This window comes from Paraburkholderia sp. J76, from assembly GCF_905220295.1.
Classification (GTDB): Bacteria; Pseudomonadota; Gammaproteobacteria; order Burkholderiales; family Burkholderiaceae; genus Paraburkholderia.
This window is the reverse complement of sequence record NZ_CAJMZJ010000014.1, coordinates 23,808-47,919: the sequence shown is the minus strand read 5'-3', so window position 1 is coordinate 47,919 and position 24,112 is coordinate 23,808. Positions and strand designations below refer to the sequence as shown.

The 24,112-nt window shown below is 66.6% G+C and carries 20 protein-coding genes; 8 read left to right on the top strand and 12 right to left on the bottom strand.

The genetic code is table 11. The features are described from left to right. Positions 1-64: 64 nt before the first annotated feature. From U5768_RS24270 to U5768_RS24255, 4 genes are all read right to left on the bottom strand, one after another. A complete protein-coding gene (locus U5768_RS24270) occupies positions 65-709 on the bottom strand; it encodes an NAD(P)-dependent oxidoreductase (RefSeq protein WP_322032941.1) in 645 nt (214 codons plus the stop codon). A 106-nt stretch (positions 710-815) separates the two neighbouring features. Then, complete coding sequence (locus tag U5768_RS24265) at positions 816-1,271, bottom strand: Rrf2 family transcriptional regulator (RefSeq protein WP_322032940.1); 456 nt, start codon at positions 1,269-1,271, stop codon at positions 816-818. A 120-nt stretch (positions 1,272-1,391) separates the two neighbouring features. Then, positions 1,392-1,868 carry a hypothetical protein gene (locus U5768_RS24260; protein ID WP_322032939.1) on the bottom strand — a complete coding sequence of 159 codons (477 nt, stop codon included), beginning with the start codon at positions 1,866-1,868 and terminating at the stop codon, positions 1,392-1,394. Next, positions 1,865-2,413, bottom strand: a complete 549-nt coding sequence (locus tag U5768_RS24255; RefSeq protein WP_322032938.1) for a GNAT family N-acetyltransferase — start codon at positions 2,411-2,413, stop codon at positions 1,865-1,867. The genes U5768_RS24260 and U5768_RS24255 overlap by 4 nt, the downstream gene beginning before the upstream one ends. Before the next feature lie 59 nt (positions 2,414-2,472). On the opposite strand from U5768_RS24255, the gene U5768_RS24250 reads away from it, so the two are divergent. Then, positions 2,473-3,054, top strand: coding sequence for a DJ-1/PfpI family protein (locus tag U5768_RS24250; RefSeq protein ID WP_322032937.1), 582 nt, complete (start codon positions 2,473-2,475; stop codon positions 3,052-3,054). 165 nt (positions 3,055-3,219) lie between these two features. Continuing rightward, positions 3,220-3,546, top strand: coding sequence for a hypothetical protein (locus U5768_RS24245; RefSeq protein WP_322032936.1), 327 nt, complete (start codon positions 3,220-3,222; stop codon positions 3,544-3,546). 35 nt (positions 3,547-3,581) lie between these two features. Here U5768_RS24245 and U5768_RS24240 read toward each other — a convergent pair whose 3' ends face one another. Then, positions 3,582-5,390, bottom strand: a complete 1,809-nt coding sequence (locus U5768_RS24240) for a sensor histidine kinase (RefSeq protein ID WP_322032935.1) — start codon at positions 5,388-5,390, stop codon at positions 3,582-3,584. Positions 5,391-5,817: 427 nt separating this feature from the next. On the opposite strand from U5768_RS24240, the gene U5768_RS24235 reads away from it, so the two are divergent. Next, on the top strand, positions 5,818-7,020 hold the full coding sequence (locus U5768_RS24235) for an ammonium transporter (protein WP_322032934.1): 1,203 nt from the start codon (positions 5,818-5,820) through the stop codon (positions 7,018-7,020). Between the two features lie 67 nt (positions 7,021-7,087). Here U5768_RS24235 and U5768_RS24230 read toward each other — a convergent pair whose 3' ends face one another. Continuing rightward, on the bottom strand, positions 7,088-7,837 hold the full coding sequence (locus tag U5768_RS24230) for an SDR family oxidoreductase (RefSeq protein WP_322032933.1): 750 nt from the start codon (positions 7,835-7,837) through the stop codon (positions 7,088-7,090). Positions 7,838-7,979: 142 nt separating this feature from the next. Further along, complete coding sequence (locus tag U5768_RS24225) at positions 7,980-8,897, bottom strand: LysR family transcriptional regulator (RefSeq protein WP_322032932.1); 918 nt, start codon at positions 8,895-8,897, stop codon at positions 7,980-7,982. A 216-nt stretch (positions 8,898-9,113) separates the two neighbouring features. Between U5768_RS24225 and U5768_RS24220 the strand changes: the two genes are divergently transcribed. From U5768_RS24220 to U5768_RS24200, 5 genes are all read left to right on the top strand, one after another. After that, complete coding sequence (locus tag U5768_RS24220; RefSeq protein ID WP_322033089.1) at positions 9,114-10,697, top strand: class I adenylate-forming enzyme family protein; 1,584 nt, start codon at positions 9,114-9,116, stop codon at positions 10,695-10,697. A gap of 484 nt (positions 10,698-11,181) precedes the next feature. Then, positions 11,182-12,018, top strand: coding sequence for an IclR family transcriptional regulator (locus tag U5768_RS24215; RefSeq protein WP_322032931.1), 837 nt, complete (start codon positions 11,182-11,184; stop codon positions 12,016-12,018). A gap of 356 nt (positions 12,019-12,374) precedes the next feature. Continuing rightward, complete coding sequence (locus U5768_RS24210; protein ID WP_322032930.1) at positions 12,375-13,736, top strand: MdtA/MuxA family multidrug efflux RND transporter periplasmic adaptor subunit; 1,362 nt, start codon at positions 12,375-12,377, stop codon at positions 13,734-13,736. A 6-nt stretch (positions 13,737-13,742) separates the two neighbouring features. After that, positions 13,743-16,856, top strand: coding sequence for an MdtB/MuxB family multidrug efflux RND transporter permease subunit (locus tag U5768_RS24205; RefSeq protein WP_322032929.1), 3,114 nt, complete (start codon positions 13,743-13,745; stop codon positions 16,854-16,856). A gap of 4 nt (positions 16,857-16,860) precedes the next feature. Further along, positions 16,861-20,160: an efflux RND transporter permease subunit gene (locus tag U5768_RS24200; protein WP_322032928.1), complete on the top strand. Its 3,300-nt coding sequence runs from the start codon at positions 16,861-16,863 to the stop codon at positions 20,158-20,160. Between the two features lie 47 nt (positions 20,161-20,207). Here U5768_RS24200 and U5768_RS24195 read toward each other — a convergent pair whose 3' ends face one another. From U5768_RS24195 to U5768_RS24175, 5 genes are all read right to left on the bottom strand, one after another. Next, positions 20,208-20,471, bottom strand: coding sequence for a hypothetical protein (locus tag U5768_RS24195; RefSeq protein ID WP_322032927.1), 264 nt, complete (start codon positions 20,469-20,471; stop codon positions 20,208-20,210). Between the two features lie 34 nt (positions 20,472-20,505). Continuing rightward, entirely contained in the window at positions 20,506-21,048 is a 543-nt protein-coding gene (bamE, locus tag U5768_RS24190; protein ID WP_322032926.1) for an outer membrane protein assembly factor BamE domain-containing protein, read from the bottom strand. 109 nt (positions 21,049-21,157) lie between these two features. Beyond that, positions 21,158-21,625 carry a hypothetical protein gene (locus U5768_RS24185; protein ID WP_322032925.1) on the bottom strand — a complete coding sequence of 156 codons (468 nt, stop codon included), beginning with the start codon at positions 21,623-21,625 and terminating at the stop codon, positions 21,158-21,160. Positions 21,626-21,821: 196 nt separating this feature from the next. Then, entirely contained in the window at positions 21,822-22,385 is a 564-nt protein-coding gene (locus U5768_RS24180) for a peroxiredoxin (RefSeq protein ID WP_322032924.1), read from the bottom strand. Positions 22,386-22,492: 107 nt separating this feature from the next. After that, positions 22,493-23,785, bottom strand: a complete 1,293-nt coding sequence (locus U5768_RS24175; protein ID WP_322032923.1) for an EAL and HDOD domain-containing protein — start codon at positions 23,783-23,785, stop codon at positions 22,493-22,495. Positions 23,786-24,112 lie beyond the last annotated feature (327 nt).

Below are 24,112 nucleotides of genomic sequence, written 5' to 3'. Positions count from 1 at the left end.
CGCACGCCTTGCGGGTGCGTAACAGTTTGTCAGCGCGAAGGCGACGCCGCCTCGCGCCGCGGCCTCAGTAGGCCACCGTTGCGATCTGACGAATGAAGCGGCCCTGCTCCAGTTCGTCGACGAAGGCGATCGCGTAGTCCTCGGCAGAAATGCGGCTTTCGCCGTTCGCGTCGGCGATCAGCGTATTCGCGCCCGTGCGGAACGTACCCTTGCGCTCGCCGGGCGCAATGATGGCGGCGGGCGCGAAGAAGGTCCAGTCGAGGTCGCTCACCGTGCGGTAGTAGTCGAACGCCTCGCGGTGGGCAAGCGCGATGGCCTTATACGCATCGGGAAAGCCGTCGGTATCGACAAGCTGCTTGCCGGGCGCGACCTCGAGCGAACCCGCGCCGCCCACCACCACGAGTCGCTTGAGCCCGGCCGCGCGCACGCCCTCGACCAGCGCGCGGCTCGCGACCAGCACATCGCCAGGCTGATCCTTGGGCGGCGCGTAGGCGCTCGCCACCACGTCGTAGCCACGCACCGCCGCGCCGACGCTCGCCGCGTCGAGCAGATCGGCCTTCGCCGCGTGAACGTTCGGCGCGGCGGCCACGCGCTCGGGCTGGCGCGAGAGCGCGCTCACCTGGTGGCCGCGGCGCGCCGCTTCGGCGGCAATTCGCGAACCGATCATGCCCGTTGCGCCAAAGAGCGCGATTTTCAGCGTCTTGCTCATGAACTGACTCCTGTCTTCCGGTATTTATGTAACTACAAAAGTTACATTTTAGGGGTGAAAAAACGGGGCAATGCCCCGCTGATGAATCTGCCGCCGCGCTATCCGCTCATGCCCGCCTCGCCCGCGCGCGTTCGAGTTTGCGCTCGCTGCGCGCCATGTCGTCGACGACGTCCGCGAGCGTGCGGGTGGCGAGCGACGCCTCCATGGCGCGCTGCGCGTCGTCGATCACTCCGCGCAGCGTTTGCTGGATATGGCGCCCGACGAGGCAAGCCGGATTCGGCTCCTCGCGATGCATGGCGAACAACTGCGCGTCGTCCACTGCCTGATAGACGTCGAGCAGCGTGATCGCCTGCGGCTCGCGCGCCAGCAACGCGCCGCCGCCCGCGCCGAGTTGCGACGTGGTGAGCCCCGCGCTGGCGAGCATCGACAAAAGCCTGCGAATAAGCGCGGGATTCGTGTTCACGCTGCCCGCGATGATCTCCGACGACAGCGGTGCGCCCTCCTGCTGCGCCAGCAGCGCAAGCACGTGAACGGCGAAGGCGAAACGGCTACTCGTATTCACGGCGAACCTGCCACTGCTGAGCGGCGCGCGAATGAGTCGACCCGCGCACCCAAAAGTGTAACCATCATAATTACATTAATTCGAAGCGTCAACCGGCCAGTCATCCTGCGCGCGGCGGCCTTACTTCGCGGCATCCGATGCGGGCGCAGGCGCCGATGCCGCCTCGGCGGCATTGCTCGCCCAGCGCTGCAACGAGTGCCCTGCGTTCGTCAAGCCGGTGCCCGTGGCCGCGGCGGCCTGGCCGAGCAACGCTTGCGCCGTGCTCGCCGCGCCGCGCAACTGACCTTGCGCCGACGAAGCCAGATCGGCCGAGGAGGCGCTTGCCTGCTGACTTTGCGATGCGGCCGAATCGAGCTTTTGCTGCGCCGCGCCGAGTTGCTGGTTCACATAGCTCGCCGCCTTGCCGAACGCTTGCGCCGCCTGTTGCGCGGCCTGGTTGGCGGCGTCCTGCGTGGCCTGCTTCACGGCGTCGGCGGACTGCTTGTTCTGATCGGGCGAGGAAGCGTCCTGCTTGTTACAGCCAGCGGCAAGCGCCGCACTCACGAGCAGTGAAGCCAGTATCAGCCTTTGCGTCGAAACCTTCGAAACCATGGTCATCCTGAAAAATTCGCCGCATGAAGCGGCTTGCATAGATGAAAACGCGGCAATGATACGCCGTCGCGCACCACCCATTCCGACGAAATGAGCGAAAAGCCAGCGCGCTCGAACACCGGCCGCGACACCGCGCTCGCATCGGTGCTCAATACCGTCGAGGCCGCCTCGCGCGCGAGCGCTTCGAGGCGCGCCAGCAGCGCCGTCGCGAGTCCGCGGCGCGACCATCCCGGCGCGACGTACAGCATCTCGACCTGATCGAGCGGAAAGAGCTGTCCGAACGCGACGGCGGTACGCCCACACTGCATGTCGCACTGCGCCACGAGCGTCACGCCGCGCGCGAGGCGCGCGTCGAAGTCCGCGAGATCGTCCGCGGCAGCGGCCCACGCCGCGCGCTGGCTCGCGTCGTAGCACGAGACCGCGAGCGTGGTCACCGACGCGCGGAACAACGCCGCCAGCGCGCCCGCATCGCGGCCCGGCACGTAGCGCCGCCAGCCGATGGATGGCGGTGGGGCATCCGTAACGCCATGCTTTGCGAAATCGTCAAACATGATGGAGTAGACTGCCCTCGCGCACGATCTGTTCCACCGTCCACCTCTGGAGACAAACGATGGCCGTCAAGAAGATCCTGTTCCTCACAGGCGATTTTGCCGAAGACTACGAAACGATGGTGCCGTTTCAGGCGCTGCAGGCCATTGGACACCGCGTCGACGCCGTGTGCCCCGGCAAGAAGGCCGGCGAGCGCATCAAGACCGCGATCCACGACTTCGAGGGCGACCAGACCTACACCGAAAAGCCCGGGCACCAGTTCGCGCTCAACGCGACCTTCGACGAAATCGACGCCGCCAGCTATGACGCGCTCGCCATCGCGGGCGGCCGCGCGCCCGAATACCTGCGCCTCGACGCGAAGGTCATCGAGATGGTGCGTCACTTCGCCCAGGCGAACAAGCCCATCGCGGCGATCTGCCATGCGGCCCAACTGCTCGCCGCAGCCGAGGTGATCCGCGGCAAGCGCATTTCGGCCTATCCGGCCTGCGCGCCCGAAGTGCGGCTCGCGGGCGGCGAATACGCCGAGATCGCCATCGACAGCGCCGTGACGGACGCCCCTTTCGTCACCGCGCCGGCGTGGCCCGCTCATCCCGAATGGCTGCGCCAGTTCCTCGCGCTGCTCGGTACGCGCATCGAGCCGTGAGCCAACGCTGATCCATTCGCGCCGCGCCTGTTCTGCGCGTCTGTTCGCATAGGGGCGCGGGAGCGCCGACCGGCCGCCGCTCCCATTTCGGACTGGTCTGATTTCATCGCACTGCGCTGCTCGCCAGAATAACGGCCAGTTATTCTGGAGTACGGAGTGCGTGTCGTGGATCTAACGGACTGGCTGGTCATCCTCGCGATCGCCCTGGCGGCGATTCTCTTTTTCTGCAAGCGCAACGGCCGCGCAGGTAGCCTGACCGACCGGGCGCGCCATCTGCACGGCACGCGCCTGCTCCTGCAGGGCGCGTTTGCGCTGTGGGCCGCGCTGCTCCTGTTCGACCGCAGCTTCTTGCCGCTCAACGTGCCGTTCGGCTTCGCCATGAGTCCTCACGCCATGCTCGCCACCGCCCTCGCGCTCGCGGGCGTGGGCGCCCTCTGGTCGTTTCGCGCGAGCCGGCTGCTCAAGCCGCGCCGCATTTTCAGCACCTGCTGAGCGCGTCGCGACCGCGCCTGGTGCATAAGCGGGTACTAAGCGCCCGCGGGTGGCCGCAGCGCCGTAGCGGACGCCGCCCGCAACTCGCTTCGAACGCTGCCTTTCGCGTTCGCCCCTTCCTCGTCATTGGCGCCGCTCGCGCCGCTGGCGTTATCGCTTGCGCCGTATCCTCCGAAGCCGCCGGGCGATCCTTCCGTTCGCTCCGCGCGTTCGAGCGCGCTGATGAGCTGTTCCGCGTCGCCGGGCAAAGGCGGCGCGACCGCAAGCGCATCGGGCAGCGATAGATAGAACGTCGTGCCCTCGCCTTCCGTCGACTCCACCCACACGCGGCCGCCGTGCCGCTCCACCACGCGGCGCACGAGCGCGAGCCCGATGCCCTCGCCAGGCGCCACATTGCCGTGCATGCGCTGGAACGCCTGAAAGAGCCGCGGCAAGCCCACCTCGGGAATGCCGAGTCCGTTGTCCCGCACGTAGAAAATCTGAAGCGACTCGACGCCCGGCGGCGCGTGCGCCGTACCGATCTCGACGCGCCCGTCGCGCGCGGGATCGAGATAGTTGAGCGCGTTGCCGATCAGGTTTGCAAACACCTGTTCGAGCGCCGTCGGATCGCCCCACACGTCGGGCAGCGTTTGCACGCTCACCTGCGCGCCGCGTGCGCGAATCGAGGCATGCATCGCGTCGACCACGCGCTGCACCAGCTCCTGGACGCTCACGCGCTGGCGCCGGTACTCCACGCGTCCGACGCGCGCGAGCCGCAAAAGCGCGTCGATGATGTGCGAGGCGCGCAGCACGGCCGTCTGCAGGTAGCGCAGCGCCTCGCCGATGTCCTCGTCGATGGTGCGCTCGATGCGCGAGCGCGCCTGCGGCGTGAGCGAAGACTTCGCAATGCGCTCGCGCAGGGCGTCGCACGCATGGTCAAGCTCGCGCGAGAAACCCTGCAGATTCACGAGCGGCGCGCGCAGATCGTGCGACACGCCGTGGATGAACATCTCGTTTTCCTGAGTCTGCAGGCGCAGGTTTTCGTTGATGCGCGCAAGCTGGTCCGCGCGCCGCGCGAGGTCGGCCTGAAAGCCCAGCCGCAGCCGCTCGGCTTCGATCAGTCGCTGGCTGATCTGATGCAGCGTGAGGTCCAGTTCGGCGATTTCGTCGTTGCCCGCCGTGAGCGGCGCGAGCGGTTCGTTCGCGGCCAGCCGGTTCGCGTTGTCGGACAGCGCGTCGAGCCGCCCGCGCACGCCGCGCGTAAACACCCAGACGGCGAGCGCGACCAGCACGATCGAGCCGAGCACGGCCGCCACCACGAGCGTCTGCTGCTGGGCGCGCGCCGCTTCGGCGGCGGAAACGCGCAACACGTCGAGGCGGCGCTCCTCGGTCTGGAAAGAGACGATCTGCGCGCGCACGCGGTCGAGCACGTCGGCGGCCATAAGCTCGCGAAAGCGCTCGGCGAGGTCGGCGCGCCGGCCCGATCGCAGCAGGTCCTGCACGCGGTCCGACCATTGGCGATAGTTCTGCACCGCGTGGCGAATCTGCACGGCGCGCTCGACCTGCGTGGGATTGTCGGCGACGAGTTCGGCGAGCCCGTCGATGCGGCGGTCGACGTCTATCCACATCGAAACGGGCGTGGCGTAACTCGTGTCGTTGGCCGCCACCGCGCCACGCAGCTTCACCGATTCGACCAGCACCGGTTCGAGCACGCGCGAAGCCTGCGCGAGCACCGCCTGGCTGTGCTGGCCCCAGCGTTCGGCGGCTGCGGCGTCGGCCTCGGCCTTCACGATGGCCGACAGCAGGCTCAGTTCGAATACGGCGGGAATCGCGATCAGCAGAAGCCCTTTGGTCGTGAGGCGCATTGCGTGGCGGAGTACCGGGCGACCGGACTTGCGGGAGGTGGCAATCCGGCCATTATGTCGGCGTTTGCACCCTATGTGCGCTTCACGTGCGTCTCTGGCACGACCCGGCCTTTGCCCGCCCGAACCCCGCGATTATTTCGATTAGCCGACAGTAAGTTGATACGGAAAGGGAAATCGAATGAATCGCCCTATTCTGGCGCGCACTTTCCCCACCTTTGCGCGCGCACCCACTCAACGTGTCGGGACGTGGTGCATGCGCCCCACATCACGGCACCTGTATCCAGAACGCAGGAGCCCGGCCTTTCTGCATCGGTGCACGGCCGCACCGGCTTGACGCCTTGAGAACCCATAAATTCCCTGCTTTGGCGCCGAAGCTGGCCCGCACCTTGCTTTGTATGCGCCCATTTTGGGCAAACCGGGTACGCAGATGGACAACCTCAAGACCGGCACCGACACGCTATTCCTGCTGCTGGGCGCCGCCATGGTGCTCGCCATGCACGCGGGATTCGCGTTTCTCGAACTCGGCACCGTGCGCAAGAAGAATCAGGTCAACGCGCTCGTGAAGATCCTCGTCGATTTTTCGATTTCGACGATCGCCTACTTCTTCATCGGTTATACGCTCGCCTACGGCGTGCAGTTCTTCTCGCACGCCGACGTGCTCGCCGAGCACAACGGCTACGCCCTCGTGCGCTTCTTCTTCCTGCTCACCTTCGCGGCGGCCATTCCGGCCATCGTGTCGGGCGGCATTGCGGAGCGCTCGAAGTTCAACCCGCAGTTGTTCGCGACCTTCGTGATCGTCGGCTTCATCTACCCGTTCTTCGAGGGGATGGTGTGGAACAACCGTCTCGGTTTCGAAGATGCGATGACGCACGTGTTCGGCGTGCCGTTCCACGACTTCGCGGGCTCCGTGGTGGTCCACGCGTTCGGCGGCTGGATCGCGCTGCCGGCCGTGCTGCTGCTCGGGCCGCGCCACGGCCGCTACACGCGCGACGGACGCATCGCCGCGCATCCGCCGTCGAGCATTCCGTTTCTCGCGCTCGGCGCGTGGGTGCTCGCGGTGGGCTGGTTCGGCTTCAACGTGATGAGCGCGCAGACCATCGACAAGATCAGCGGTCTCGTCGCCGTCAACTCGCTCATGGCGATGGTGGGCGGCACGCTCGCCGCCTGGTTCGCGGGCCGCAACGATCCGGGCTTCACCTACAACGGGCCGCTCGCGGGGCTCGTGGCCGTGTGCGCGGGCTCGGACATCATGCATCCGCTCGGCGCGCTCGTCACAGGCGCGGTGGCCGGCGCGCTGTTCGTCTATATGTTCACCTGCGTGCAGAACCGCTGGCGCATCGACGACGTGCTCGGCGTGTGGCCGCTGCACGGCCTGTGCGGGGCGTGGGGCGGCATCGCCGCGGGGATTTTCGGCCAGCGCTGGCTGGGCGGGCTCGGCGGCGTTTCGCTCGGCGCGCAGATCGTCGGCACGATTGCGGGCATCGTGATCGCCTTCCTTGGCGGCCTTGTCGTGTATGGCCTGCTGCGCAAGTTCGTCGGGCTGCGCATCGATCGCGAACAGGAATTCAACGGCACCGACCTGTCGATCCACAAGATCACAGCCACGCCGGAACGCGAAACGGTTTCGTGAGCGCCACACTGCTCGCGCGGGCGGCGCCCTGCCGCCCGCATTCGGTCAGCAACCACTCAGGCGCTCATCAAAGCTGACCCATCCCGCCCGCGACGATCACTTCGGTGCCGATCATGAACGCCGATTCGGCCGCGCTCAGATGCAACACCGTCGAGGCGATCTCCTCCACCGTCGCGAAGCGCTTGAGCGGCACCAGCGCGCGGATCGATTCCTCGGCCGCCGCGAGCGCGGCGGCGTCCATGCCGAACTTGTTGTAGAGCGGCGTCTTCACGGGCCCCGGGCTCACCACGTTCACGCGGATGCCGCGCGGCAGCAGTTCCGCCGAAAGCGTCTTCGCGAGCGAGATCAGCGCGGCCTTGCTCGCCGCGTACACCGACGAAGTGGGCATGCCGATATGCGCATTGATCGAGCCGTTGAGCACGATGGCCGCGCCGTCGTTGAGCACGGGCAGGAGCGCCTGAATCTGGAAGTACGCGCCCTTCACGTTGGTGTCGAAGGTGACGTCCCACAGCGCTTCGTCCACTTGCTCGAACGGCGCGAGTTTTGCCACCCCCGCGTTGATGAACACGGCGTCGAGGCGCAGGCCCGCGTCGCGCACGGCGGCAGCCAGTTCGCGCGCGCCGCTCAGCGAGGCCGCGTCGTTGCGCCAGGCGCGTGCGTTCGGGCCGAGCGACTCGCGCGCGGCTTCGAGGCCGGCTTCGTCGCGGCCGGTGACGATGACGTGCGCGCCTTCGGCGGCGTACGCCAGCGCGGCGGCGAGGCCAATGCCGCTGGATCCGCCGGTGACGAGGACAGTTTTGCTGGCAAAGCGGTTCATGACGTTCTCCTTGAAGGGGATAGCCTCGATCTGAGACTGTGATGCCATATTGCCGGCCGGCACGCCGCCTGCCGTACGACGGTCCTGGCGCAAACGTTCGAAGCCGTCGAACGTTTGCGCCCATCTGCGCGGAAAGCCGCCCTCAACCCGTGACCGCGACGCCCTCCACGAGACGCTTCGCCAGACGCGGCTCGCGCAGTTTGTCGATCCACCATTGCAGGGCGCGCCCCACGTGTTCGCCGCGCCACGCCACATAAAGCACGTTCGGCTCGCGCGGGTTGGCCGTGGCCTTCTCGACCAGTTCGCCGCGCTCGATCAGCTTCGCCGCGCGCTGCCTCGGCACCCAGCCCACGCCCAGCCCCTCGCGCTGCGCGAGGATCTTGGCGCGCATCGACGGCACCGCCAGCACCTCCTGAGCGCCAACCAGCCCGTAGCCGCGACCGGACGCGTGCCGCGCCGAATCGCCCACCGCCACGCCGCGCTCGGCCAGCATGTGCTCGCGGGTGAGCGGCGCCTTCTCGCGCGCGAGCCGGTGGCGCGGTGACACCGCGAACACCCACTCCATCACGCCCAGTTCGAACCAGTGCAGGGCGTCGATGGCGGGCGGTTCATTGGTCGCGCCGACGACGAGATCGGCGCGGCCCTCGCGCAGCGCCTCCCAGGTGCCCGAGAGCACTTCGTGCGCAAAACGCAACTTGACGCCCGACTGCAGCGCGTCGAAGTCGCGGATCACCGGCATCAAGAGTTCGAATTCGAGGATCTCGTCGGTGACGATCCACAGGCGGTCCTCCCAGCCGTTCGCGATCTGCCGCACGCGCTGCGTCATGCGCGCAACGTCCTGCATCAGGCGGCTCGCCTCCTCGGCGAGCAGATGCCCGGCGGGCGTAAGCTGCAGCCGGTAGCGCCGGCGATCGAAAAGCAGCGCGTCGAAGCGCGCTTCGAGTTGGCGCGCGGCATGGGAAATCGTGGAAGGCGCCTTGTTCAGACGTGCCGCCGCACGCGAGAGGCTGCCGGTTTCGCGGATGGCGTCGAGCAACGCCAGTTCGTCCTCGGAAAGCACGTGCGACTCCATCGAACGGGTGATCCGCCGATGGTAGGGCAGAAACGCGTCGCGAGTCGCTTTACGTGCCGCCGCGCGAGCGCGGACTGTCAAACTCTCCTTGACGGTCTGTCCATAAAATTTGTCGTTGTTTAGCGTCCTTGCCCGTCAGAGAATCGAACGCGCGTTCACAAACTATCCAGCGTGACCGGGCCAATCCGAAGGGAGAGCGTTGCCATGTCAGTGAAGTCCCCATCAGCCGATTCACCGTCTGCCGCGCGGTTTGCCGCTCAGTCTGCCGCCGGCTTCGTCGACCTGACCGCCATGATTCGCCAACGGGCGCACGAACTCGGCGCCCGTGCCGCCATCGTCTGCGAGGATGAGACGGTGACGTTCGCCGCGCTTCAGGCGATGATCGAGCGCTGCGCTGCGTCGCTGCAACGCGATGGACTGTCACCTGAAGACGTCGTCGCTATTTGCGCATCGAATTCCATCTCCTATGCCGCCGTATTCTTCGGCGCGCTCCGGGCCGGCCTGGCGGTCGCGCCGCTATCGCCCTCCACGCATCCGGACAGCCTCGTCGCCATGCTGGACAACTCGCGGGCGCGGATTCTCTTCGCCGACGACGCTGTCTGCCAGTTGCTTTCGGGCGTCGCGCTGCCGCCCGCGCTGCGCGTCGTCAATATCGGTGCGTCCGGGCAGTACGACGCGTGGCTCGCGCCGGCGGGCGCCGCGCCCTCCCACGTGGAAATCCATCCGGAGTGGGCGTTCAACATCATTTACTCGTCCGGCACGACCGGCGCGCCCAAAGGGATCGTCCAGTCGCACGCCATGCGTTACGCGTACACGCTGCGAAGCCTCGAGCGCGGATACGGGCCGCACGCCGTCACCCTGATCGCCACGCCTCTCTATTCGAACACGACGCTGGTGAGCTTCTTCCCGACGCTGGCGCTCGGCGGGACGGTCGTCCTGATGCCCAGGTTCGATACGAAACAATATCTCGAACTGGCACAGCGCGAGCGTGTGACGCATACGATGCTGGTGCCCGTGCAATACCAGCGCATCCTCGGCCATCCGGACTTCGATCGCTACGACCTGTCCAGCTTTCGCGCGAAGTTCTGCACGAGCGCGCCGTTCCCGGCCGGCGTCAAGGCGGACGCCCTGCGCAGATGGCCGGGCAAGCTCACCGAGTTCTACGGCATGACCGAAGGCGGTGCGTCCTGCGAGCTTTGCGCCGACGAGTTTCCCGACAAGCTGCACACGGTTGGCCGCCCGCTGAACGGCCATGAAATGCGCCTGATCGATGCAGACGGACATGAGGTCGCAGCCGGAGAGGCGGGCGAAATCGTCGGCCGCTCGCCGGCCATGATGACCGGCTACTACCGGCAACCGGAAAAGACGGCGCAAGCCGAGTGGTACGACAGCGAGGGCCGGCGCTTCATTCGCACCGGCGATGTCGGCCGCTTCGACGAAGACGGCTTCCTCGTGCTGATGGACCGCAAGAAAGACATGATTATCTCGGGCGGCTTCAACATCTATCCAAGCGATCTGGAACAGGTGCTTGCCCGGCACCCCGACATCGTGGAATGCGCGGTGGTCGGCGTGCCGTCGCAGCGATGGGGCGAAACGCCGGTGGCTTTCGTCACACTCCGGCGCGGCTGCGCATTGGCAGCCGGCCAGCTCGCCGCCTGGGCAAACGAACAATTGGGAAAGACGCAACGTCTCGCCGACGTCGTGATGGTCGACGCATTACCGCGCAGCCCGATTGGCAAGGTGCTCAAACGGGAGTTGCGCGAGCGCTTTAGTGGCGAGGTCGCCTGATCCGCCGCTTTGAGTCCGTTTGAGTCCGCTTGAGTCCGCTGACGTCCGCTCGCGGCGGGCGAAAAAAAAGCGCCACGTTTGCACGTGGCGCGTTGAAAAGTTCTAGCCATTCCGAGGGCCGTGCTAGAACCTGAGAGACGGTATTCGGCTCACCCGCGCCATCGGAAAAAGATACGCAATTATGCGAATTGCATATTCCCGAGCACATTAAAACCCCGCCAGCGGCGGGGTCAGGGCGTAGTGCCGAAATCGGGTTCCATTTTTTACCTACCTGCTGACTAAGTCAAGCAAAATCTCGCCAAAATACGCCAATCGTCCAGCATCTGGCATCCATTACAATCGTCGCGAATTGTGCGCCCTAATTTAACGAGCGTGATGTTGATTGAACGCAAAAGGCCGTTTCGCACTCAGAGCCCGGGATCGATCACGGCCGCAGTGCGTGAAAGCGAAATTTGAAACCCTGTTTCGGAAAATTGTTCCGCCCATGACTTCCGCACCCGACTCGCGCAATGCCGACGAAACCCCGCGCGACAAAGACGGCGGCGCCGACGAAGTGACCGCGCTCGCCCGCGGACTCGCCGTCCTGCGCTGCGTCGCTGCCGCCGATGCGCCGCTCAGCAACCGCGAACTGACCGAACTCACCGGCATCCCCAAGCCCACGCTTTCGCGGCTCACCGGCACGCTCGTGAGCACGGGCTTTCTTGCACGGCTGCCCGACAGCGAGCGGTTCGTGCTCACGTCCTCGGTGCTGGCGCTCTCCAACGGCTTTTTGCGCAACTCCGACATCCGCAGCCGCGCCCGGCCTTTTCTCACGCGGCTTGCCGAGCGCACCGCGCTTTCGGTGCATCTCACGGTTCGCGACCGGCTGGACATGGTCGTGATCGACGCGATCCGCCCGCGCACGGCCGTGCTCGTCACGCGCCTCGAGGTCGGCTCGCGCATCGACATGGGCCGCACCGCCGTCGGGCGCGCCTACCTCGCCGCGCTCGACTCCCATGCGCGCGCGGAACTCACCGCCGCGTTGCAGGCCAGCGCCGGCAACGACTGGGGCGTTTTCGGCAGCCGGCTCGACGCCGCGCTCGCCGAGACCGCCGTCACGGGCTACGGGCTCGCGACCGGCGAGTGGTACGAGGGGCTCAACGCCATTGCCACGGCGTTCGCGGGTCCCAATGGCGAGATCTACGCCATCAACTGCGGCGGCGCCTCTCAGCAGTGCCCGCGCGAGTGGCTCGTCGCCCATGTCGCGCCGCTGATGCGGGAATGCGTCGCGCGCATCGTCGACGAAATCGGCGGCGCCCTGCGCCTGCCTCACTCAACCTGACAGCCCGAACGCCCTCGCCTTACAAAAAGAACACGAAGGATGTAACGCTCGTAACGTCTCGAAAGAAACGGCACTGGACTGTAACGAAGGGGGCAACGTAGCATCATGCTTTTTGGTGGCAAAGGCCTGCCGCGTTGCCCCGCGTGTGCAAGGCCGGCCAGCCGGCGCCGCAGCCGCCCATGCCCGCGGAAATCGCACGGTGTCGGGCCCGGGCGCGGCGAGCCCTGACATCCGGCCTGCGCACAACATGCGTAGCATCGGCGCGCACCCGCCGCGCCGGCCCCGCGCGCGTCGAGCCCGACACTCCATAATCCGCTCGCCCGAGAGCTTTCGAGAACCCGTTACCGACCTGACCGATGGATCAACAAGAAAAGCGCCCGGATTCCCCCCGTAAAGATACGACGCCGCAGTCCCCCGCTCCGGTCGCCGCGAGGCGCGGCAAGGGCAAGTTCATCGCGCTGGGTGTGGTCATCGTGATCGCCGGCATCGTGCTCGCGCGCTGGCAACCGTGGAACAAGGCGCTTTCGGGCGGCAACGCCGCACCGGCGGCCGGCGCGCGCATGCGTCACGGCGGCCCGGGCGCCGCGGCCAACATGCCTCAGCCCGTGAGCGTGGCCACCGCCCAGGCCGGCGACATGCCCATCGTCATCACCGCGCTCGGCACGGTCACGCCGCTTGCCGACGTCACGGTGCGCACGCAACTATCGGGCACGCTTCAGGACGTGTACTTCCAGGAAGGCCAGATGGTCAAAAAGGGCGACGTGCTCGCGCAGATCGACCCGCGCCCCTACCAGATCTCGCTCGCCAACGCGCAGGGCCAGCTCGCGCGCGACCAGGCGCTGCTCACCACGGCGCGCCTCGACCTCAAGCGCTACCAGACGCTGCTCTCGCAAGACTCGATCGCGAGCCAGCAGGTCGACACCCAGGCGTCGCTCGTCAAGCAGTACGAGGGCACGGTCAAGTCCGATCAGGCCAACGTCGATACCTACAAGCTCGACCTCACCTACGCGCGCATCACGGCGCCCGTTTCGGGCCGCGTGGGGCTGCGTCAGGTCGATCCGGGCAACTACGTGACGCCCGGCGACACCAACGGCATCGTCGTCCTCACGCAGCTCGAACCGATCAGCGTGATCTTCACGACGTCGGAGGACAACCTGCCCTCCATCATGAAGCAATTGCGCGCGGGCACGAAAATGCCGGTCACGGCCTACGACCGCAGCAACACCACACTGCTCGAAGCCGGGTCGCTCCAGACCCTCGACAACCAGATCGACACCACCACGGGCACCGTCAAGCTGCGCGCGAGCTTCACGAATCACGAACAAGGGCTCTTTCCGAATCAGTTCGTCAACGCGCGCCTGCTCGTCGATACGATCCACAACGCCGTGATCGTCCCCACCTCGGCCGTGCTCAACGGCTCGCAGGGGCAATACGTCTATGTCGCGAAGCCCGACAACACGGTGACCGTGCGGCTCGTGAAGGTCGGCCCCGTGGACGCCGAACGCACCAGCATCGCCTCGGGACTCGCCGTGGGCGAGCGCGTGGTGACCGACGGCTCCGACCGCCTGCGCGAAGGCGCGAAGATCACGATTCCCGCCGAGCATCCGCAGCACGCGAAGGGCGCGTCGGGCGCCTCGGGCGCATCGTGGGCCGGCGCGGCCTCGGGCGCGCGTCACGGTCATGGCCACCGCCACGCATCGCAGACGCAAGCCCAGTAAGCCAGCATGAATCCATCCCGCGCCTTTATCCTGCGGCCGGTCGGCACGGCGCTGCTCATGGCGGCGATCATGCTCGTCGGCCTCGTCGCGCTGCGCTTTCTGCCGCTTTCCGCCCTGCCCGAGGTCGATTACCCGACCATCCAGGTGCAGACCTTCTACCCGGGCGCGAGCCCGGACGTGATGACGTCTTCGGTCACGGCGCCGCTCGAGCGCCAGTTCGGCCAGATGCCGTCGCTCAACCAGATGTCGTCGCAAAGCTCGGCGGGCTCGTCGGTCATCACGCTGCAGTTCAGTCTCGACCTGCCGCTCGACGTGGCCGAACAGGAAGTGCAGGCCGCCATCAACGCCGCCGGCAACCTGCTGCCCTCGGACCTGCCCGCGCCGCCGATCTACGCCAAGGTCAACCCCGCCGACGCGCCGATCCTCACACTCGCGATCACCTCGAAAACGCTACCGCTCACGCAGATCCAGGATCTCGCCGACACGCGCCTCGCGCAGAAAATCTCGCAGGTGGCGGGCGTGGGCCTCGTGAGCCTGTCGGGCGGCCAGCGCCCGGCCGTTCGCATCCAGGCGAACCCGCGCGCGCTCGCGGCCTACGGCCTGAACCTCGACGACCTGCGCACGAGCATTTCGAACCTGAACGTCAACACGCCGAAGGGCAACTTCGACGGCCCCACGCGGGCCTACACGATCAACGCGAACGACCAGTTGACCGACGCCGACGCGTACAAGGACGCCGTGATCGCCTATCGCAACGGCCGCCCCGTCATGCTCACGGACGTCGCGAACATCGTGCAGGGCGCGGAGAACACCAAGCTCGGCGCGTGGGCGGACGGCACGCCCGCGATCATCCTGAACGTGCAGCGCCAGCCCGGCGCGAACGTGATCCAGGTGGTGGACAGCATCAAGGCGCTCCTGCCGCAGTTGCAGGAAGCGCTGCCCTCCTCGCTCGACGTGCAGATCGTCACCGACCGCACCACCACGATCCGCGCCTCGGTGCGCGACGTGCAGTTCGAACTGCTGATGTCGGTGGTGCTCGTCGTGCTCGTGATGTATCTGTTCCTCGCGAACATCTACGCCACGATCATCCCGAGCCTTTCGGTGCCGCTCTCGCTCATCGGCACGCTCGCGGTCATGTACCTGTGCGGCTTCTCGCTCGACAACCTCTCGCTCATGGCGCTCACCATCGCGACAGGTTTCGTGGTGGACGACGCCATCGTCATGATCGAGAACATCGCGCGCTACGTAGAGGACGGCGAAACACCGCTCGAAGCCGCGCTCAAGGGCTCGAAGCAGATCGGCTTCACCATCATCTCGCTCACGGTGTCGCTCATCGCCGTGCTGATTCCGCTGCTCTTCATGGGCGACGTGGTGGGCCGCCTCTTCCACGAATTCGCCATCACGCTCGCGGTGACGATCGTGATCTCGGCCGTGGTCTCGCTCACGCTCGTGCCGATGATGTGCGCGAAGATGCTGCGCCACACGCCGCCGCCCGAAAGCCACCGCTTCGAGGCGCGCGTGCATGCGTTCTTCGACTATGTGATCGGCCGCTATGGCGTGGCGCTCGAATGGGTGCTCGCGCGCCAGCGCCTCACGATGATCGTGTTCCTCATCACGCTCGTGCTCACCGGCATTCTCTACGTGATCGTGCCCAAGGGCTTCTTCCCCGTGCAGGACACGGGCGTGATCCAGGCCATCACGCAAATGCCGCAGTCGGTGTCCTATACGTCGATGGCCGAACGCCAGCAGGCGCTCGCCGCCGAAATCCTGAAGAACGAGAACGTCGAGAGCCTCACGTCGTTCATCGGCGTGGACGGCAGCAACATCACGCTCAACAGCGGGCGCATGCTGATCAACCTCAAGCCGCGCGACGACCGCAGCGAAACGGCGAGCGAGATCATCCGCGACCTGCAACGCAGCACATCGCACGTGCCGGGCGCGACGCTCTACATGCAGCCGGTGCAGGATCTGACGATCGACTCGACGGTGAGCCCCACGCAGTATCAGTTCATGCTCACCACGCCCAACATCCAGGACTTCACGACCTGGGTGCCGAAGCTCGTGCAACGCCTGCAGCAATTGCCCGAACTCGCCGATGTCGCGACCGACCTCCAGGACCAGGGCAGCTCCGTATTCATCGAGATCGACCGCGCGAGCGCGGCGCGCTACGGCATCACGCCCGCGACCGTGGACAACGCGCTCTACGACGCGTACGGCCAGCGCATCATCTCGACGATCTTCACGCAGTCGAACCAGTACCGCGTGATTCTCGAAGCCGACCCGGTGCTCCAGCACTACACCGACGCGCTGAACTCGATCTACCTGCCCTCCTCGACCTCCACGACGGGCCAGGTGCCGCTCTCGGCCATCGCGAAGTTCCACGAGCGGCCCGCGCCGCTGCTCGTCACGCATCTCTCGCAGTTCCCGGCCACGACGGTCTCGTTCAACCTGGCGCCGGGCTCCTCGCTCGGCGCGGCGGTCAAGGCGATCCAGCAGGCGGAAAAGGACATCGATCTGCCCGCCTCGTTCCAGACGCGCTTCCAGGGCGCGGCGCTCGCGTTCCAGGCGTCGCTTTCCAACGAGCTGTTCCTGATCCTCGCGGCCATCGTCACGATGTACATCGTGCTCGGCGTGCTGTACGAGAGCTTCGTGCATCCCATCACGATTCTCTCGACGCTGCCATCGGCCGGGATCGGCGCGCTGCTCGCGCTGATCCTGACCGGGCACGATCTCGACATCATCGGCATCATCGGCATCGTGCTCCTGATCGGCATCGTGAAGAAGAACGCCATCATGATGATCGACTTCGCGCTCGAAGCCGAACGCCACGAAGGCAAGTCCCCGCGCGAGGCGATTTACCAGGCGTGTCTGCTGCGCTTTCGCCCGATCATGATGACGACGATGGCGGCGCTGCTCGGCGCCGTGCCGCTGATTCTCGGCTACGGCGCGGGCAGCGAACTGCGCCGGCCGCTCGGCATTGCGATCGCGGGCGGCCTGATCGTGAGCCAGGCGCTCACGCTCTTCACGACGCCGGTGATCTACCTGGCGTTCGACCGCATCGCGCAGCGTTTGCGCGAGCGCTTCGGCCGCGGCACGCCGTCGGCATCGACGGAGAATTGACGCGATGAATCTCTCGCGCCCGTTCATCTCGCGCCCCGTCGCGACCACGCTGCTCGCCATCGGCATTGCGCTGGCCGGCCTCTTCGCGTTCACGAAGCTGCCGGTCGCGCCCTTGCCGCAGGTGGACTTTCCCACCATTTCGGTGCAGGCCAGCTTGCCGGGGGCGAGCCCCGAAACGGTGGCGACGAGCGTGGCGAGCCCGCTGGAGCGGCACCTGGGATCGATCGCCGACGTCACGGAGATGACCTCGCAAAGCTCGGTGGGCAGCACGCGCATCACGCTGCAGTTCGGCCTGAACCGCGACATCGACGGCGCCGCGCGCGACGTGCAGGCCGCGATCAACGCCGCACGCGCCGACCTGCCCACGAGCCTGCGGCAGAACCCGACCTACCACAAGGTCAATCCCGCCGACGCGCCTATTCTGATTCTCGCGCTCACCTCGCCCACGTTGAGCGCGGGGCAGCTTTACGACTCGGCGGCCACGGTGCTGCAACAGTCGCTCTCGCAGGTCGACGGCGTGGGCGAAGTGGATGTGAGCGGCTCGGCGAACCCGGCCGTGCGCGTGGAACTCGAACCGCATGCGCTCTTTCACTACGGCATCGGCCTCGAAGACGTGCGCGCGGCGCTCGCCTCGGCCAACGCGAACAGCCCGAAGGGCGACATCGAATTCGGCCCGCAGCGCTTTCAGCTTTACACCAACGACCAGGCGAGCAAGGCGAGCCAGTACAAGGACCTCGTGGTCGCGTATCGCAACGGCGCGGGCGTGAAGCTCTCGGACGTGGGCGAAGTGGTCGATTCGGTGGAAGACCTGCGCAACATCGGTCTCGCCAACGGCAAGCGCTCGGTGCTCGTGATCCTCTACCGCCAGCCGGGCGCGAACATCATCGAGACCGTGGACCGCGTGATCGCGATGCTGCCGCAGCTAAAAGCGTCGCTGCCCGCCGACGTCGAAGTGATCCCGACGTCCGACCGCTCGGTCACGATCCGCTCGTCGCTCAAGGACACCGAGCACACGCTCATGATCGCCGTGGCGCTCGTCGTGATGGTGGTGTTCCTGTTCCTGCGCAACTGGCGCGCGACGCTCATTCCGAGCGTGGCCGTGCCCATCTCGATCATCGGCACCTTCGCGGCCATGTACCTAATGGGCTTCTCGCTCGACAACCTCTCGCTCATGGCGCTCACCATCGCGACGGGCTTCGTCGTGGACGACGCCATCGTGGTGCTGGAAAACATCTCGCGTCACATCGAAAACGGCAAGTCGCGCATGGAGGCGTCGCTGCTCGGCGCGCGCGAGGTGGGCTTCACGGTGCTGTCGATCAGCGTGTCGCTCGTCGCCGTGTTCCTGCCCATTTTGCTGATGGGCGGCATTGTCGGGCGATTGTTCCGCGAGTTCGCGCTCACGCTTTCGCTCGCCATTGCGGTGTCGCTGGCCGTCTCGCTCACGCTTACGCCGATGATGTGTTCGCGCCTGCTCGAAGAGGCGCACGAGAAAAAGGAAGAAGGCCGCTTCGCGCAGTGGCTCGAACGCGGCTTCATGCGCATGCAGCGCGGCTACGAGCGCACGCTCGGCTGGGCGCTGGCGCATCCGTTCATCATCCTGCTCACGCTCGTCGCGACTATCGCGCTGAACGTCGCGCTTTACGTGATCGTGCCCAAGGGCTTTTTCCCGCAGCAGGACACGGGGCGCCTCGTCGGCGGCATCCAGGCCGACCAGTCCACCTCGTTCCAGGCGATGAAGGTGAAGTTCGCCGAGATGATGCGCATCGTGCAGGCAAACCCGGCGGTGGACTCCGTCGCTGGTTTCTCGGGCGGGCGCGCGACCAACTCGGGTTTCATGTTCGTCTCGCTCAAGCCCAAGAGCGAGCGCAAGGTTTCCGCCGACGAGGTGATCGCGCAACTGCGCGGGCCGCTCTCGAACGTGGCGGGCGCGCGCACCTTCCTTCAAGCGGTGCAGGACATTCGCGTGGGCGGCCGGCAATCGAACGCGCAGTACCAGTTCACGCTGCTCGCCGACAACACCGCCGACCTCTACAAGTGGGGGCCGAAGCTCACCGAGGCGCTCCAGGCGCGCCCCGAACTCGCCGACGTGAACTCGGACCAGCAGCAAGGCGGCCTCGAATCGATGATCAACATCGACCGCGCGAGCGCCGCGCGGCTGAACATCACGCCCTCGCAGATCGACAACACGCTTTACGACGCGTTCGGCCAGCGTCAGGTCTCGACGATCTACAACCCGCTCAACCAGTACCACGTCGTGATGGAAGTCGCGCCGAAGTACTGGCAGAGCCCGGCCATGCTCAACGAGATCTGGGTGAGCACATCGGGCGGCACGGCGAGCGGCGCGCAGAGTACCAACGCGACGGCGGGCACGGTGAGCGGGCCGACTGCCGCGTCCACAGGCGGCACGGGGGCCACCACGGCGACGAGCGCCGCCTCCCTCGCCGCCGACTCCGCGCGCAACCTCGCGACCAACTCGCTCGCCGCGAGCGGCAAGTCGAGCGCGTCGTCGGGCGCGGCGGTGTCCACGTCGAAGGAAACGATGGTGCCGCTCTCGTCGATCGCCTCGTTCGGTCCCGGCACGACGCCGCTTTCGGTGAATCACCAGAGCCAGTTCGTGGCCTCGACGATCTCGTTCAACCTGCCGCCCGGCAAGTCGCTCTCCGATGCAACGGCCGCAATCTACGACACCATGGGCCAGATCGGCATGCCCGCGACGATTCACGGCAGCTTCCAGGGCACGGCGCAGGCTTTTCAGCAGTCGCTCGATAACCAGCCGCTGCTGATTCTCGCGGCGCTCGCGGCCGTGTATATCGTGCTGGGCATTCTGTACGAGAGCTACATCCATCCGCTCACGATTCTCTCCACCTTGCCCTCGGCGGGCGTGGGCGCCCTGCTCGCGCTGCTGCTCTTCAGGACGGAGTTCAGCATCATCGCGCTGATCGGCGTGATTCTGCTCATCGGCATCGTGAAGAAGAACGCGATCATGATGGTGGATTTCGCGATTCAGGCGTCGCGCGAGGGCCTGAGTTCGCGCGATGCGATCTATCAGGCGTGTTTGCTGCGCTTCCGGCCGATCATGATGACGACCTGCGCCGCGCTGCTTGGCGCGCTGCCGCTCGCGTTCGGGCGCGGCGAAGGCGCCGAGCTGCGCGCGCCGCTCGGCATCTCGATCGTGGGCGGCCTGATCGTGAGCCAGATGCTTACGCTCTATACGACGCCGGTGGTGTATCTCTACATGGACCGTCTGCGTGTGTGGTGGGACGCAAAGCGCGGACGCGGGGCGCCGGCGGTTACGGTGGAGTGAGGGTTTGTGCGCCTGGAAACGGCTGAAGCGTGGCTTCAGCCGTTTTTTTATGCGCGCGCGCTTCGCGGGCGAGGTTGCCGCAAATGCCCCGGCAAACAACGCACGATCAGATGCAGCACCAGCGGAACGATGACACCGTCATCCACGACCCCGGCGAGCGGCATCGCGATATTGAAGGGGTCGAGCGCGTAGAGCGCGAGCAGCGCCGTGGCGGGCATGAGCCACACGGGGCGCTCCGGCTGGCGCAGCGCGTGCCACAGCACGCGCGCGTCCCCCTTCACGACATTCCAAAGCAACGCGATACGTTTCATCTGCTTCCTCCTCGCGGCGGCCGACGTGGCCGCCTCAATGCTGCTCGTGGCCCGGGGCGTCCGAGCGCGACGTCCTCACCACGAGGCCGTCCGGCGAAAAATGGGCGTTGAACATGCCGTCGCCCGCCACGCCGCCTTCGGCCCAGTGCCAGCTCCAGACCTCCTCGTGGCTCAGCGCATATTTTGCTACTGTAGCCGGCTTACCGAGCAAACGCCGCACTTCGTCCTGCGTCATGCCCGGCACGACCTGAGCGATATTCTGCGCCGTCAGCGCCTGAGTCATCGCCACGAGTTTGCCGTTGGCGTCGAAGTCGAGCATCCACGTGGTGAGCCCGTTCGGGCCGCGCGGGTATTCGAGGCGCTGCGCGCCGTCGTCGTCCTCCCACACCATGTCGGGCTTGCCCGCTTTCTGGCGCACGTCCTCGACCGTCGAAACGCCGATCTGCAGGCCGCCGAACGCCATCGAATCGGGCTTGACCGCATTGAGCGCATCGGCGACCTTTTGCTGGTCGCACGCCGCGAGCAGCGTGGCACAGGCGGCGATCAGCGCCGCCGCTATCCAGGGTTTGCGGGACATATTCAGTTACGCGGAAGGGAAATCGCTGTGACAGTGCTGGCCGCGCAACGTTCGTTCCACTCGCCGGACAATCTCAGGGCCGCTTGATAAAGCGCATGTTCTGCAACCCTTACAGCTTCTGCGCAATCGCCAGCGTAAAAATGCGCGCCCAGCGCTTCGCTTCGCGCTCGTCCGGCATCGGCAGTTCCCAGAGCGGGCGTTTCGGATCGGCCACGCGCAGCGCCACGTGCCACCCGTTCGCGTCGCGCGCGGGTTGCGCGCCTTGCAGGTCGGCGAAGATATACGCGCCGTGCGCCCCGCCTTGCGTGAGTTCGCAAAAGCGCTTGCCCGCCGCGAGACGGGCCTCGCCCCAGGCGCCGGCCACGCGGTGCGTCCAGTCGCCTTCGCCGCGCACATTGGGCGCGACGTCGCGCATGCGGCGCAGCCACCAGGCGATGAGCGCCACGAACAGCGCCGCGGCGACTACCGCCGCGCCCACGGCGACGCCCATGCCGAAGTGCGCCGCAATGGCGTTGAAGGACCAGTACGCGCCGTACACGAGCGCGGCAAAGGCAATCAGAACGACGACGATCGGCATGCGGGTATTCCAGGGGGAGAGCGGTGCCGGGGCGAGGGATTGGCGCGCCCATGCCGGCATGCGAGGACGAAATGGGAACGAAGCGAGAACGAAATGAGGACAAAGCACGGAGGGGCGACCGGAAGCGATCGCGACAAGGCCCGCGCGTGTAGCGGGCCTCGCCTTTCACTGCGGCTCGCGACGCGACTCGCGACGACTACTGCTGCGGATGCTGCGCGGCCCACTCCTTGACGGCGCGCAGCGTGTTCGCCACGTGCTGGTCCGGCGAGAGGCTCGTGTATTCGTAGATGATCTTGCCGTCCGGCGCGATCACGTACGAAACGCGATTGGCCATCGACTCGTGCATCGGCATCGACGCATCGTACGACTTGATGATCTTCGAGTCTTCGTCGGCGGCCACCGGGAACTTGCTGCGGCACTCGCTCACCGAAAACTTCGTGAGCGTGTCGATGTTGTCGTGCGACACGCCGATCACGGTTGCGCCGTACTGCCTGTACTGATCGACCGCGTCGGCGAATTCGTGCGCTTCGATCGTGCAGCCCTTCGTGAACGCGGCCGGATAGAAGTACACCACCACGGGCCCCTTCTTCAGCTCCGAAGCGAGCGAATACGTGTAGGTCTTGCCGCCCAGCGACGCCTGGGTCGTGAAGTCGGGCGCGGCATCGCCCGGCTTGAGCGTCGCCTGTGCAGACAGCGTGAAGAGCGCAAGCCCGGCGCAGACAAGCGCCGCGGCACCCGCCGCAAAGAACCTCGGTTTCATGTCGGATGTCCTCGAGTTAGATCGCCACGCTGGCGCAGCGATTGCGTTATTGGACCACACAACTCCGGCGCTCGCAGCGCGCGCCACGACAGCCTTACAACTGACCTTCAACCTTCGGCGTACGCCGTGAACCACGCGCCGGCCCACAGGTTCAGTTCGCCGAGCAGCGGCGGCGTGAGCGCGTTGAACATGCCGCCCGCCTCGCGAGCGAGACGCTGCGCGCCGTCGTGATCGCCGCACTCGGCCGCCGTCGCGATGCGCAGCAGCGTGCCGAGCGCGCCGCGGTGTCCGTCCACCGCATCGACGATCTCGCGCGCAAGGCCAAGACGATCGAGCGTGTGCTCGGGCGTCGAGCCCACCAGCACGTGAACGAGCGAGAAGATGCCGGTCATGAAGGCGGCATCGGCGAAATCGGGGTCCTGCGGGCTCAGGCTGCGCGCGGCAAGCTCCATGAAGTGCGAGCGCGTGCCCGCGAGTTGCACCAGCGGGTCCGAGCCCCAGGGCAGGTCGCGTCCGCTTGCGTACAGCAGCAGTTGCGCCCAGCGCGCGATCTGGCGCGTGCCCGCCGCGAGCACCGCTTCGCGCAGCGACGAAATCGGCCGTCCGGGCGCGTACGCGCTCGAATTCACGAGACGCAGCAGTTGCACCACGACGCCCGGATGGCTGCGCAGTTCGCGTTCGAGTTCGGCCGTGCCGACGTCGTTCGCCACGAGCGCGAGCAGGCGCACGAGCGCAAGGCGCGAGGCGCGCACGCGCGGCGCGCGCAGCACCTGCGGGCGCGCGAAGAAGTAGCCCTGGAAAAGCTCGAAGCCGAGCGACGAGGCCAGTTCGAAGTCCTCGCCCGTTTCGACCTTCTCGGCGATCAGCGTCTTGCCGTGCGCGGCGAGGCTCGCGACCAGTTCGGGCAATGCCGCGCGCTCGATCTGCATCAGGTCGACCTTGACGATGTCCGCATAGGGCAACGCGCGCAGCAGGTTCTCCGTGATCTCGCTCACATCGTCGAACGCGATGCGGTAGCCGGCGCGGCGCAGTTGCGCGAGACGCTCCAGCACCGCGGCGTCGAAGCGCACGTGTTCGAGCACTTCCAGCACGAAGCGGCCCGGCGGCAGCAAATGCACGATGTCGTCGAACAGCAGTTCGCGGCTGATGTTGACGTAGCCGTAGTGACGGCCGAGCACCGCGGGCACGCCGAGCTGGCCGATCGTGCGCGTCATCACCTGGGCCGTGGCGAGCGCGTCGTCGTCGACATCCGCGCGGTTCTGCGTGCCGCCGCGAAACAGCAGCTCGTAGGCGTTGAGCGCGCCATGGCGATCGAGGATGGGCTGCCGCCCGAGATAGACGAACGGCTGCGAACCGGTCGATGATCCGGGCGCGGCGCCGGGTTGCGAAGCTGACGGCATGGACGGCGCGGAACCAGGGATGCCCCTGCCCGCATCGTCTCGCGCAGCCTCGCTTGCCGGCGCGGCAAACGCTGACGATGAATCGGACATGGCGGATGACTCGTACGGATGGAATGGCCGGTAATGGCCGCCGACGCGCCGGGCCGCCCCGGCGACCGGCAAGACGGGCGCTTGCGCGCACCGACCCATCGCGCATGGCGAACGGCGTCTCGACCGGCGCCACTTTAACCGAATCTGGACGCCACCGCACCGCCCCGCCGTCGCCTTTATGCATCAGGCGTTTTTTCCGTCGCCGCCGCTAAAGATTTCTCGTCCCAGGTCGATAAC